Origin of the sequence: Candidatus Kapaibacterium thiocyanatum, from assembly GCA_001899175.1 — a bacterium.
GTDB classification, from domain to species: Bacteria; Bacteroidota; Ignavibacteria; order Kapaibacteriales; family Kapaibacteriaceae; genus Kapaibacterium; species Kapaibacterium thiocyanatum.
This window is the reverse complement of record MKVH01000003.1, coordinates 332,173-345,844: the sequence shown is the minus strand read 5'-3', so window position 1 is coordinate 345,844 and position 13,672 is coordinate 332,173. Positions and strand designations below refer to the sequence as shown.

Here is a 13,672-nt window from a genome sequence, read left to right as displayed (position 1 = left end):
ACGGCAAGAGATACAACCTAATTTGAGAAAGGGTACGGTAATGAAACCGTTACTCTTCATGATCCTCCTGATCCTTTTCCTGCCCTGGACGTTACGTGCGGGCGACGCGACCCTTGTGAGCGGTACGGTGAAAAGCATTACGGGACACCCCTTCCCCAAGGCCGACGTCCATATATGCGACAGCGAAGACGGTCGCCCCGACGTATCGGCCCAGGTGGATGGCAAGGGTAACTTCACCATATCGACGGCGTTCCGCGGCAGGGCCTACATCGTCATCACGGCACCGCATCATCGTCCGGTGGGACATGCCATCTTCCTGTACGGGCAACCCACGCTGGCCGTGGATGCCGTACTGGAGACCTATCTGTCCGGCACGCACGTCGACTCCATCCAGATCATCGGCGACTTCAACAGGTTCGAGTTCGACAACGGCATCCTGATGACCCCCGATCAGAACGGACTCTACTCGGCCAGTATCCCCTCGCCGAAGAAGAGGACGCGTTATCAGATCGTCATCTACGAAAGCAAGGGCGCCGGACCGCGCTCGGACGAAGTGCGCAGCATCAACGGAATCCAGTACGACGAGCTCGAATACGACAGCGCCGGCGACTACCGCTCCGTCATCAATACGACGGCTCCGACGACGACGGTCTCGTTCGACGTCTCGAAGCTGCCCATCGCACAGGGAACCGGATATCTGAAGCTCATGGACGCACGGGAACGCGACCTCGTGGCCACGATGATGTCCATCGAAAAGACGATCTACAATTTCCAGAACGCCTTCATCGCCGCCGGGACGGGATACGAGGAACACGCCAAACTCCACGACTCGCTGAATACCCTGCTCGACGCCGACGTCGAGGCCTATGCGAAACAGACGGACGACTTCCAGCGCGAACTGATGACGCTGCGGATGCTCTCCTACGTGGAACTGTCGGGCAGCCTTGACCAGCAGCAGGTGGGCAAGGCCATCGGTTTCGCTACCTCCATCCCTCCTTCCTCGATCGCATGGTCGGCCTATCCGACCGCCCTGGGCACGTTGCTCAAGGCCTCGGGCGGCAATGCCGACACGCGGGCCTACCTCGAGCGCGTGGCGACACAGAACATGGCCGTCGACGTCCGTCCGGCAGCCCTGTACTTCCTGGTCGGGCATGCCGCCGACCACCACGACACGCTCAGGCAGGTCACCTTCTTCCGACAACTTGTGGAGAACCACCCCTACAACCATTTCACCACGAGTGCACGACTCTCCTACGTACCGCGTACGGAGATCGTCGTCGGCAAATCCCTTCCGGCCTTCACCTTCCCGGACTTCGAGCAACCCAAGCAGTCCATCACGGGCTCGTCGCTGAAAGGCAAGTTCGTCCTCATCGATCTCTGGGCCACATGGTGCGGCCCCTGCGTCGAGGAGCGCGATTCCCTGCTGAAGCTCTACCGTCAATTCGAAGGTCCCCAGTTCCAGATCGTCAGCATCTCGCTCGACAGCGATCCGCAGGCCGTCAGGAACTTCCGGAAGAACGGACCCGAAATGCCCTGGCAACATGTCCATCTGCCCGGTGTATGGAAGAGTCCTCCTGCCGAACTCTTCGAAGTGGCCACATTGCCGAAGATCATCGTCGTGAATCCCGAAGGGAAGATCATCGGCGTCACGAACGGCCTGAAAGGTGCCGGTGTGGATCGCATCGTGGCACGGGCAATGGGACAATAGTCGACCCGGCCCCCGCGACGCCCCACCTGCATCAACGTACAGTACGAACCCCGTTCGCCGCCGATCGGGGTTTTCCGTTTCGATCCTGCCCGACCGTTCATGTCGAGGACTCCAGGCCGTTCTCGATCGACCTTACCCCCATCATCGGTGCTTTACCCGGGCAGACAAGCATTCTGTCACCAAAACCTGCCATTCTGTCTGCATGATGTTCGAGAAAGCCGCCATTCTGGCATGAATTCCGGTTTGGCACGGTTCTTCAGAGAACCTTTTCACGAGCGAACACTTGCAATACACAATCGGTAAGGTAACGGTCATGTTCTATCATCATCATCCCAGGAGATCGACAATGGGTATCGTCAACGTCGCCCCGTTTCGGGGCCTGGATCACGTCATGCGACGTGTCAACGAAGTATTCGAGGATATCAACCGTGGCGGTGTCCGTCTGGAAGTCGGCGACTTCACGCCTCGCGTGGATATCTCCGACGATGCGACGGCTCTCACGGTACAGGCCGAATTGCCGGGTGTCAGCAAGGAAGACGTCAAGATCACCATCGGTGAAGGCAACGTGCTGACGATCCGCGGAGAGAAGAAGCATGCGGAAACCCACAAGGACGGAAATCATGTACGGCTCGAACGCAGCTATGGCAGTTTTACGCGTAGCTTTGCACTGCCGGACAATCTGCAGAAGGATGCGGTGACGGCTTCCTTCGAGAACGGTGTCCTTACGCTCACCATTCCGAAGGCCGAACCGACCGCTCCCAAGGAGCAGGAAATCAGCATCAGCTAAGGTTCGCCGCAGCACTGCATGCGGGCGGAGTTGTCGCCCCAGGACACAACGACGGAACACACTCAGCCCCCGGCCTGGCCGGGGGCCATTCTAACGAAAGGAACATCGAGCGATGGGAAAAATCATCGGAATTGACCTCGGCACCACCAACTCGTGCGTAGCCGTGATGGAAGGCACCACACCGGTGGTGATCGCCAACAGCGAAGGCATGCGGACGACTCCGTCCATCGTGGGCTTCACGAAGTCCGGAGAGCGTCTGGTCGGACAGGCTGCCAAGCGCCAGTCCGTCACCAATCCCAGGAACACGGTCTATTCGGTCAAGCGTTTCATGGGTCGCACCATGGGCGAAGTGAGCGAAGAAGCCAAGAGCGTCCCCTATGCCGTCGTAGCCGGAGACAACAACTCGGCTCGTGTCGAGATCGACGGACGTCTCTACTCGCCGCCTGAAGTATCGGCGATGATTCTCCAGAAGATGAAGCAGACGGCCGAGGACTACCTCGGTCAGAAGGTGACGGAAGCCGTCATCACGGTACCTGCATACTTCAACGATGCACAGCGTCAGGCCACGAAGGATGCCGGCGAGATCGCGGGCCTCACGGTACGACGCATCATCAACGAACCTACGGCGGCGGCGCTCGCCTATGGTCTCGACAAGAAGGGCGCGAACCAGACCGTTGCCGTCTATGACCTCGGTGGCGGTACGTTCGACATCTCGGTGCTCGAAATCGGTGACGGCGTCTTCGAAGTGAAGTCGACCAACGGCGATACGCACCTCGGTGGCGACAACTTCGACCAGCGCCTCATCGACTTCCTTGCCGACGAATTCCTCAAGCAGGAAAGCATCGATCTGCGCAAGGACCCGATGGCCCTGCAACGTCTGCGCGAAGCGGCCGAAAAGGCCAAGATCGAACTGTCGCAGATGCTGCAGACGGACGTCAACCTGCCCTTCATCACGGCGACGCAGGACGGCCCGAAGCACCTGAATGTGAACATCACGCGTGCGAAGTTCGAATCGCTCTGCGCCGATCTGTTCGACCGTTCGCTGCGCCCCTGCGAGCAGGCACTGAAGGATGCGAAGATCACGCCGTCGCAGATCGACGAAGTGATTCTCGTCGGTGGCTCCACGCGTATTCCCAAGATCCAGGAAATCGTACGCAACTTCTTCGGCAAGGATCCCTCCAAGGGTGTGAACCCCGATGAAGTCGTGGCCGTCGGTGCTGCGATCCAGGGTGGCGTTCTCGCAGGCGACGTCAAGGACGTCCTCCTGCTCGACGTGACGCCGCTGTCGCTCGGCATCGAAACGATGGGTGGTGTGATGACGCCGATGATTCCGTCCAATACGACGATTCCCCATCGCAAGACGGAGACGTTCTCGACGGCTTCGGACAACCAGCCCAGCGTGGAAATCCACATCCTGCAAGGCGAACGCCCGATGGCTTCGGACAACCGCTCGCTCGGCAAGTTCCACCTCGACGGCATTCCGCCGGCACCGCGCGGCATTCCGCAGGTCGAAGTGACGTTCGACATCGATGCCAACGGTATCCTGAGCGTAAGCGCCAAGGACAAGGCCACGAACAAGGAACAGTCCATCCGCATCACGTCGTCGAGCGGCCTGTCCAAGGAAGAAGTGGAAGGCATGAAGCGTCAGGCACAGGACCACGCCGCCGAAGACAAGAAGCGCAAGGAAGAGATCGAACTGAAGAACCAGGCCGACAACCTCGTCTACTCCACGGAAAAGCAACTGAAGGAATTCGACGAGAAGCTCGATGCCGATACGAAGGATCGCATCACGAAGGCGAAGGATCGTCTCTCCGATGCCGTGAAGAACAACACGGCCGACGTCCGTCCCGCAATGGATGCCCTGAATCAGCTCTGGAGCGAAGCTTCGACGAAGATGTATCAGGATGCGGGAGCTTCGGGCTCCACTGCCGGTGATGCATCGGATGCAGGTACCGGCTCCGCTGGCAGCGGTTCCACTGGTGACGGCAAGGTCGAAGATGCGGACTATACCATCGTCGACGAAGAAAAGTAAACCGACGTCGTTCCCATCGCAACGAAGGCGAATCGTCTCCCTGGTGAGACGGTTCGCCTTCGCCTTTTTTCGGCCGTCGTCATGGCGTATGACGGCGCTGTCCATAGTAGGAACATCGTTCGTATACTTGCTCCATGACAGCCACCACACGCTCGAAATACGTAGAACTGTCGGAACACACTCCGCTGCAGATCATCTTCTACGGTTTGCTCTCCCTGCTCTGTGCCGTCTCCCTGCTCGTCTTCGTCGCCGCACCGTCGATGGAACTCTTCTTCGCTTCCTTCCTGCGCAGCGAAGTCGTCCGGGATGGAACACCGGTGATCTACCGCTTCGCCGAGAACAGACCCGAAGAGATCATCACGACGGGAGATTTCGGTACGTGGGCACTCGTCGAAGCGAGGGACTCGTCGCGCATCGCCATGACGCCTCCGGGCATGCGGTCGAAGGAACTCCCCAGAGCCGAGTACATCTTCAAGCCGCTCTTCGCATTGGCGCCGCTGCTCATCGTCGGAGGCTTCACGCTCGCGGCGCTCGTCACCACGGTCCTGTCCGGCGGAGCCGGCCTGGTCCGACAGAAGATCGAACGTGAAATCCTGAACGTCCTGGACCGCCTCGCCATATCGCAGTTCGGAGAGCATACGCCGGAAGAGATCCGCCAGCTCACACGCGATATCCTTCAGGCGGATACACGCCGGCTCCACGACATGGCCGATATCTACGGTATGTCCTTCGATGCCATCGACCTTCTGCAGCGCGCCCTGCGCTGGCGCGAAGCGTCCGGCGTGGGCAAGCTCTCGAAGGTGCACGACGCCATCAAATTCTACATGCGCGAGTACTTCACGGACCGGTATTCGAATGCCGTCCTGGGCATGGTCTACATCGGCGCAGCCATCCTCATCATCGTCATCGGTCTGCGCGGTCTCAAATTCCTGCCCGCCACGGACCCCTCGCTCGTCCTCGGTGCACTCGGTCTGGAATTCATGCTTCTCATCACCTATGCCGTCGTCCTCATGTACGGCAAGTCCGAGGATTCCGCACCGACGCTGCAGGTCCACCAGGGCAGTGGTGGCATCGGCGGTCTCACGGCCGATGCGGATACGGAACACCTGCTGCGCGCCTTCCTCGGCACGCAACGCGGAGAACGGCCATGACGACACCACTGGCCGGACGCGAGCATGTCTGCGAACGCCTTCTCGAAGCCGTGGAACGATGGAAGAAGGGTGCGGGCGACGTCGTCATCCTGTCGGGAGAATCGGGTATGGGCAAGAGCGCCCTGCTCGAATGGCTCGAAGCATCGGTCAAGGAAACCATCGTCCGCGTGGACTGCCGTCCTCCCGTCGGCTCCTTCAACGTCAGCACGATCCAGCCGCTCCAGCCCTTCGGTCATGCCATCGAACGCCTCTACCTGCAGGGGGAACAGACGGCGCGCAAGCGCCTCGCCCTGAACATCGGCATGAGCGTTCTCGCATCGATTCCCATCGCAGGCGATCTCTTCTATGCGGTGAAAGCGATATCGCAGGACGTCAGCGAATACAAGCGGGAAACGGCAGCCCTGCAACAGAAGAAACGCGCGGCCGTGAGCGAATGCGTCGACACGCTGGTACGCATCGCCGAACGGACGCCCTTCATCCTGCTCGTCGACGACGGACAGTGGAGCGATGGCCAGAGCGTGGAAGTGATACGCTCCCTTACCGAAACCATCTCGGACGTCCCGCTACTGATCGTGTGGACGGTCACGCCATCCGTCGCCCAGCGCTCGAACCTGCCGATGACGAACCTGCTGCGTTCGCCGGCCGTGGTTTCGCGCACCATCGCACTCGGTCCCATCGACACCGCACAGACAGCTTCCATCCTGTCGTCGCTTCTCCCGTCGGCCACCATCACCGATGCGCTCGTCGGACGTCTGCACGACCGCTCCGGTGGATCGCCGGGCATCCTCGCGGAATATGTCCGCTATCTCCAGAGGACGGGACGTATCGATGCCGACGGAACCTTCGCCGACGATGCCATCGACGAAGCGGATATCCACCTGGGTGATCATCCCGATACCGATACGATTCTCCGGACCGTCCCGGAAGAAGACGCCACGATCCTGTCGTTGTGCGCCGCCGAAGGACGCGAGTTCACGGCCTTCCTTGTCGCCGCACTGACGAATACAGACGTACTCTCCATCATCCGCACGTTGCGCCGTATACAGCGAACGACGGGAATGATCCGCAGCATCGGCATGCGTACGCGCTATGGCATCAAGACGACGGCCTATGAGTTCACGCAGTCCTTCGCCTATACGTACTTCGTCCATCTTCCGGAGTACGAAGAGCGCAAGGCGCTCCATCAGCGGATCGCCGACATCCTCGCGCGGGAATACGCAGCAGCCGAGCTCGACCAGGTGAAGGATCAGCTCGCAGGCATGATCGCAGCTCACAGCGCCGAGGCCGACGATGCGGTGACGACGGAACGCATGCTCACCATCAGTGCCGAAGCGGCCGTGCGCATGGGTGCCAACGACGTGGCCGCACACATCCATCAGCATCTTCTCCCCCTCTATCATGCACCATACGTGGCTGGTGATGCGGACGAACGCCCTGTCGCCGGCGAAACCTCATCGTCCGTTGCTGGCGGTGCCCTGCAGCATCCTCCCGTACGCGATGCATTGCGGACGATCGCCGACATGCTGATCGCAGGTCGTGCCGTCGATGCACTCTCGGCCTCCATGACCATTCTGGCGGAGCGGTCCGACGCTCTCGCCACCGGCGAACACGTCACCCTGCTCTGCCTCGCCGCGCGTGCTGCGATCGCCATCGACGAGTATCACGACGCCCTCACCTTCCTCGCACGGGCGGAGCAGATCCACAATCTGTCGCCGCGGGATCGCACGACGATCCTTAACGTACGGGCCGCTGCCGCCATGCGGCAACAGGACATGGACGCGGCACGGACGGCACTGCACGAGGCGGCATCGCTGGCATCGGAGCTGCCCGCTGCCCTGCAGGTACTCACGCTCGGCAACATCGTCATCCTCCTTCGTCGCACGGGAGATCCCGGCATCGCACGGTACGAACGCCACCTTCGCCGCATCACGTCCTCGCTTGCATGGGACGGTATCCGTGCTGATCTTGAGCTATGAAATTCCTCGCCATCGCCCCGGCCCTGCCCAGCCTGGACATGCAGGCCAGCATCGCATTCTATCGCGACGTTCTCGGGTGCACGATCCAGACGTATCAGGATGACTCCTACGCCGTGGTATCACGCAACGGCATGGCCCTCCATCTCTGGACATGCAGCGATCCCGACATTCCCGCGGCATCGGGCTGCTGGATAACGATAGACGATGCACAGTACCTGTACGATGCCTGCGCGAAGGCGGGAGTCATCCACCCGAAGGCCCACATCGAGGCCAAACCATACGGTATGCTCGAATTCGGAGTACTCGATCCGAGCGGCAACCTCATCAGATTCGGACAACAGATAGCGGAGATATGGTGATGAGATTCCTAACCCTGTTCATGCTCGTCACGTGCTCGATCATCGCCCAGGAACACCCCAACGTACGCCACATGGAGCGGGCCCATCCGACGCCCGTCGTCACGGGACGTCAGTACCGCTTCCCCTACCTCGTTCCGATCGTGGCGGAACGGCGCTTCCCCTCGCGCTTCGAGAACGTGGACATGATCACGGGCGAGAACGACGACCTGCCCGTGCAGAACGAATCGTCCATCGCCATCAATCCCGTCGATCCACGCAACATCATCGGCTCGGCCGTGGACTATCGCAAGCGGTCGTCCACGTGGGCCTACTATTCCACCAACGGCGGCAAGACATGGGAGAACGTCGACCTCGGCACCGCCCGCCAGGGATGGGCATCGAGTAACGATCCTTCCGTAGCCTTCGATGCAGACGGCCGTGGCTATCTCTGCTATGGTGGCTTCAACAGGACGGGGAATACCCAGTTCGGCGAGAACGGCGTCTTCATCTCCGTCACGAACGACGGCGGCAAGACGTGGAATCCGAAACACGTTCCCGTCATCATCCATACCGGACAGCAGACGGCGGACTCGTCCTTCGAGGACAAGTACTACGTCCATGTCGACACCGCATCCGCATCGCCCTTCAGGCATCGCGTCTACATTCCATGGAAACGCGTCGTCAACGCCGACTCCTCCACGCAGATCGTCATCGCGCGCAGTCTCGACCGCGGCCTCACCTGGCTTCCTCCCGTTCCCGTGAGCACGCGCTTCCCGCATACGAGCGAGGACACGACCTTCGGACAGAGTTTTCCGCTTGCACGGACGGGTCCTGACGGCAGCGTGCACCTCGTATGGAACAGCGGCACGGAACGCGCCGTACGTTATGCGCGCTCGACCGACGGCGGCGCCACATGGACGGCACCACGCATCATCCAGCGATACAACCGCTTCGGTATCCAGAGCACCATCAACGGTCAGACCAACAGCCGCGTCAAGGGCATCGTACGTGCCGAAGCGTATCCAACGATGGTCATCGACAACACGAACGGTCCGCGCCGTGGCAACATCTATCTCGTATGGAGCGCCGACCGCATTCCGAACGTCTACTTCAGCCGCTCCACCGACAACGGAGAAACATGGTCGGACCCCGTCATCGTCCATAGCGACACCACCAACGACCAGTTCTGGCCCTGGATCGCCCTCGATCCCGTCAACGGCGATCTCGGCGTGATGTACTTCGACAGCAGAGACGATGCGGCGAACATCCTCGTCAACTGCTACGTGAGCTACTCGGCCGACGGTGGTCTGACGTGGAAAGACCGTCGCGTGGGCGACGGCGTCAACGACCTGCGGCGCAATCCCTTCTCCGGCAATACCTTCGCCGGCGACTACAGCGGTATGGACTTCCGCGACGGCATGCTCTATCCCTCGTGGGTCGACATGCGTCACACCGACGAGAACCCATCCAACAACGACGTCTACACGGCCATCGTCAACGTGCGCGCCCCTTCCGCCGTCGACGAATTCACGGCCGCGACCCTGCCCGCCGATACGACGTCCATCTCCCTTGCATGGACGGCGCCGACGGAGCGTTCCTATGGCCAGGAACTCGCTCTTCAGGATTATAAATATGTCCTGTATCGAAACGGACGGTTCCTGCGCGACATCGCATCGGGAACGACGACGTATCTCGACCAGGGACTCGACGCCTTCACCGAATACACGTATGGCCTCGACGTGGTGAGCGCTGCCGATACGAGTGCACGCCGCATCGCCAGCGCCTTCTCCGGCGGATCGCGCCAACCTGCCGCGCCTGCGATCATGGTCGCGACGGGCAGTGAGAGTGGCTTCATGGCGTCGACCTTCCGCCTGCCGTCGCGGCGTTCGGATGGAATCACTCCGCTCGTGAACATGGCGAAGATCAGGATACGCCTCGACGAGCAGACGTTCGATCTCGACGTTGCGGCATCCGATACGGGTACGGTACGATCCTTCGATGCCCTTCCTTCCGCATGGGGCTGGTATCGCGTCAGCGCACGCATCGTCGACGCCCTGGGCAACGTCGGACCGTCATCCGACACCCTCGTCGCCTACACCGGATCGCTCGGTACAGGACATCCCATGCTCACACGTGGCGAGACGTTCGACACCATGCCGCGTCTGCTCCGCATCCGTGGTGGATGGGACCGCACGACGCTCTTCTCCTACAGTCCCGACGCATCGCTGACGGAATCACCGAACGGCCCCTATGGACCATCGGAACGCGACAGCATCATGCTCTACCCATTCCGCGTGACGCCGCGCGCCGCGGCTCTCACGTTCTGGCATGCCGCCTTCATCGATCCAGGCGATACGGCCTACGTGGACATCGCCTACAGCTATCCGTCGACGCAATGGACGACGCTGGCGACCTACAATGCGGGACAGTACGATCGCTGGAAGGATACGACGAAGGGTACCGATGCATGGCGATTCGCCTCCATTCCCTTCACCGCACCGCAGGAGGGCGATACGGCCTACGTACGCCTGCGCATGCGATCGAACATCACACGTCATTCCGATGGCTGGTACGTGGACGACATCAAGGTCACACCCGCATCGGGTGTGGAAGAGGGTTCGCCCATCGCCACCACCGTACGTCCCCAACCGGCATCGCTCGGCGTGGCCGTGGGCCTCGCCACCGAGGCGCCGCTCGACCGCGTCGTGGTAACGTCCGTGGATGGCGTGGAGATGGAAGCGCCGTGGACGCAATCGTCACGGACGCTGCATATCGACCTGCATTCCGTTCCGAGCGGCATCTACAGCGTGACCTTCATGCAGGGCATGCGTGCCGAACGGCGTGTCATCCACGTCTGGAAGTGATGCCGGATTGAACTGCGATCAGTAGCAGGATCAGATCATAGTTCCGACAGGCGTGTTCGGAAAGGTCTTTCCGTTAGCGTACGAAGGAACATCGGTCGATGGCGCCCCGGAAGCGTGACCCACGGAAGCCGTCGCCACGTTCCGCTCGTTACACGTCTCCTTCAACCCGAAACCATCGCTTCCCCATATGAGGTACATGTATACCATCTGCATTTCCATGCTTCTGTCGTTATCGCTCACAGCCTGCAGTTCCGATCGGAAGGTTTCCGAGGAAACGAATACTGCAACGGTGACGAAGACCAGGAAGGTCGTGATCAACGGGGACTACTCGATCGACATACCCGACCACATGAAAGAGAGGAAAGGCCTCAATGACGACGCTTCCCTGCAGTTCTGCAATATCTTCAAAGGCATGTATGTCATCGTGATCGACGAATCGAAGGATACATTCATCGACACCTTCAAAGGCATCGATGAATACGACACCACACGTTCCGTTGCCCAGAACTACCGCGATGTGTAACTACAGTTGATGACGGAGCACTACAGCAATGTCGAGCAATCGACGTCGAAATCACTACGCATCGATGGTCTGGATGCGGAAATGCTCACGATGGATGCGCGGGTGGACGGGACTGACATCTCTTACCTGCTCACCTTCATAGAGGGGACCGACAATGTGTATTGCATCATGGCATGGACATTGAAGAACAAGAAAGAGAAGCACATCGGGGCTTTCAGCGAGATGGCAAAGACCTTCAGGCTAGTCGATGAACCGGTCGTACATTGATCCATAACCAGGTGGATAGCCGGATCATTTCTGCCGATATGTTGCAGTGATCGTCATCTTCGCCCCGATGTAACACCCTGACGATCCATATCGGGAAATGCTCTCCCGCAGAACTCAGCCCCCACCATTCCCCTTGAGGACGAATTCGATACACGTTCCGACGCCGACCTCGCTCTGCACGCGAGCCGGGGCCTGATGGGCTTCCAGGATATGCTTCACGATGGCGAGGCCCAGGCCCGTACCACCCACGGCACGTGAACGGTCGCGATCGACACGATAGAAGCGTTCGAAGACGCGGGCCTGATGTTCGGGTGGAATACCGATGCCCGTATCCTGGATGCGCACGCGTACCTGACCGTGATCGGGGATGGCCGATACCGTGACGGTACCTTCGGGGACGTTGTACTTGATAGCGTTATCGATCAGGTTGGTCAGCACCTGCGTGAGGCGCTCCTTGTCTCCGTAGACGATCACTTCCTGATCCCCCGATTCCTTGAACTCCACCGTGACGTTACGTTGTACGGCGCGGATTTCCATCGTATGGACGAGATCGCGTAGCAGCTCGCCGATGTTGAAGTACCGGAAGCTCAGACGCAGTTCGCCGCTCTCGATCCGTGAAATGTCGATGAGATCGCTCAGCAGTGCATTTAGCCGGAGTGCATTCGAATAGGCCTTCTCGAGGAACTGTCTGGACACCGCCGGATCGTCCAGTGCACCGTCGAGCAGCGTTTCCAGATAGCCCTGTACGCTGAAGATCGGCGTGCGCAGTTCGTGGGAGACGTTGCCGATGAATTCACTCCGTACGCGTTCGAGGCGCTTCATCTCGGCGATGTCGCGGATCGCCTTCTCCGCCAGTCTGTTGATGGCCTCGGCCACGCGCTGGGCGTCACTGAAGGCCGGGCCGGCGAGTTCGATACGACCGGACACGGCGCCTTCCGTGATGGCCTGCGTCACTTCCGTGATCTGGCGTAGCGGGCGTAACAGACGACGCTCGAGCGAATGCGCATAGGCCCACGTACAGATCGTACCGATGATGGAAACGATCATGACGTAAACGATAACGACGGAAGGCGTAAGGAGAGTGCGCAGGTCGGGTACCAGTGCGGCGAGGGCGATCACGCCTATGACCTGGGCACCGGCGAGGGCGAGGAGGAACCAGAACCAGCTATGTCGATGCAGCGACGACCGTCGCGTCGGTATACTCATGCTGTCGGCACGTTAGATCTGATCGCGGAAGCGGTAGCCAACCCCCTTGACGGTCTCGATGAAGGGGCCGTACTTGCCGAGCTTCTCGCGGATCTTGGAAACGTGAACGTCGACCGTGCGATCGATGACGAAGACGCTCTCGCCCCAGATGCGGCGCAACAACGCTTCGCGGGTGAATACCTTCCCGCGGTTCGACGCCAGGAAGGCGAGCAGTTCGAATTCCTTCTTCGGGAAGAAGCTCTCCTTGTTGTCGATACGGACGGTATAGTTCTGGCGATTGACTTCGATGGCCCCGATGCGCAGGATTTCCGGTGCGGCGATCGTTTCCGTGCGCACCTTCTCCGTTCCGCGTCTGAGGATCGTCTTCACGCGGGCCAGGAGGACGCGCGGTGAGATCGGTTTCTGGATGTAGTCGTCGGCGCCGAGTTCGAGGCCGAGAATCTGGTCGATCTCGCCGGACTTCGCCGTCAGGAACATGATGGACGTGGTCTGCGTCGTGGGATGCTGGCGCAACGTGCGGCAGACCTCGAAGCCATCCATACCCGGCATCATGATGTCGAGGATGATCAGGTCGGGCTGTGCCTTTTCGGCCAGTTCCACGGCCTGGGTACCATTCGTGGCCGTGAAGACCCGGTACCCTTCCTTGCTCAGGTTATAGGAGATGAGATCGACGATATCCTGCTCATCATCGACGATAAGGATCTTTTTTTCCATGGGGACCTGCGCGTCTGCTGACATATGGACAAAACTACCGCAAATCCAGATGCGGTAACGGGTTAAAAATTGGTAACGCCGGGGACCTATTTCGGTTCCTAACTCG

At 60.1% G+C, this 13,672-nt stretch carries 11 protein-coding genes; 9 read left to right on the top strand and 2 right to left on the bottom strand.

The features are described 5' to 3' along the window. Positions 1–40 precede the first annotated feature (40 nt). The 9 genes from BGO89_05065 to BGO89_05025 all read left to right on the top strand — a co-directional run bounded on the left by BGO89_05065 (position 41) and on the right by BGO89_05025 (position 11,646). Positions 41–1,708, top strand: a complete 1,668-nt coding sequence (locus tag BGO89_05065) for a hypothetical protein (GenBank protein OJX60937.1) — start codon at positions 41–43, stop codon at positions 1,706–1,708. A 346-nt stretch (positions 1,709–2,054) separates the two neighbouring features. After that, positions 2,055–2,495 carry a hypothetical protein gene (locus BGO89_05060; protein ID OJX60936.1) on the top strand — a complete coding sequence of 147 codons (441 nt, stop codon included), beginning with the start codon at positions 2,055–2,057 and terminating at the stop codon, positions 2,493–2,495. 112 nt (positions 2,496–2,607) lie between these two features. After that, the gene (locus BGO89_05055; protein ID OJX60935.1) at positions 2,608–4,527 is read left to right on the top strand and encodes a molecular chaperone DnaK; all 1,920 of its coding nucleotides are present in this window, start codon (positions 2,608–2,610) and stop codon (positions 4,525–4,527) included. Between the two features lie 134 nt (positions 4,528–4,661). Continuing rightward, positions 4,662–5,678, top strand: coding sequence for a hypothetical protein (locus BGO89_05050; protein OJX60934.1), 1,017 nt, complete (start codon positions 4,662–4,664; stop codon positions 5,676–5,678). Beyond that, positions 5,675–7,654 (top strand): hypothetical protein, encoded by a 1,980-nt coding sequence (locus BGO89_05045; protein OJX60933.1) that lies wholly within the window; start codon positions 5,675–5,677, stop codon positions 7,652–7,654. The genes BGO89_05050 and BGO89_05045 overlap by 4 nt, the downstream gene beginning before the upstream one ends. Then, positions 7,651–8,013: a hypothetical protein gene (locus tag BGO89_05040; GenBank protein OJX60932.1), complete on the top strand. Its 363-nt coding sequence runs from the start codon at positions 7,651–7,653 to the stop codon at positions 8,011–8,013. Before BGO89_05045 ends, BGO89_05040 begins: the two co-directional genes overlap by 4 nt. Further along, positions 8,007–10,856, top strand: coding sequence for a hypothetical protein (locus tag BGO89_05035; protein OJX60931.1), 2,850 nt, complete (start codon positions 8,007–8,009; stop codon positions 10,854–10,856). The genes BGO89_05040 and BGO89_05035 overlap by 7 nt, the downstream gene beginning before the upstream one ends. Before the next feature lie 196 nt (positions 10,857–11,052). Then, positions 11,053–11,379 (top strand): hypothetical protein, encoded by a 327-nt coding sequence (locus BGO89_05030; protein ID OJX60930.1) that lies wholly within the window; start codon positions 11,053–11,055, stop codon positions 11,377–11,379. A gap of 9 nt (positions 11,380–11,388) precedes the next feature. Next, positions 11,389–11,646, top strand: a complete 258-nt coding sequence (locus BGO89_05025; GenBank protein OJX60929.1) for a hypothetical protein — start codon at positions 11,389–11,391, stop codon at positions 11,644–11,646. Between the two features lie 114 nt (positions 11,647–11,760). Here BGO89_05025 and BGO89_05020 read toward each other — a convergent pair whose 3' ends face one another. Together BGO89_05020 and BGO89_05015 are read right to left on the bottom strand one after the other, a co-directional pair. Next, positions 11,761–12,852 carry a hypothetical protein gene (locus BGO89_05020; GenBank protein OJX60928.1) on the bottom strand — a complete coding sequence of 364 codons (1,092 nt, stop codon included), beginning with the start codon at positions 12,850–12,852 and terminating at the stop codon, positions 11,761–11,763. 12 nt (positions 12,853–12,864) lie between these two features. After that, on the bottom strand, positions 12,865–13,566 hold the full coding sequence (locus BGO89_05015) for a DNA-binding response regulator (GenBank protein ID OJX60927.1): 702 nt from the start codon (positions 13,564–13,566) through the stop codon (positions 12,865–12,867). Positions 13,567–13,672: the final 106 nt, after the last annotated feature.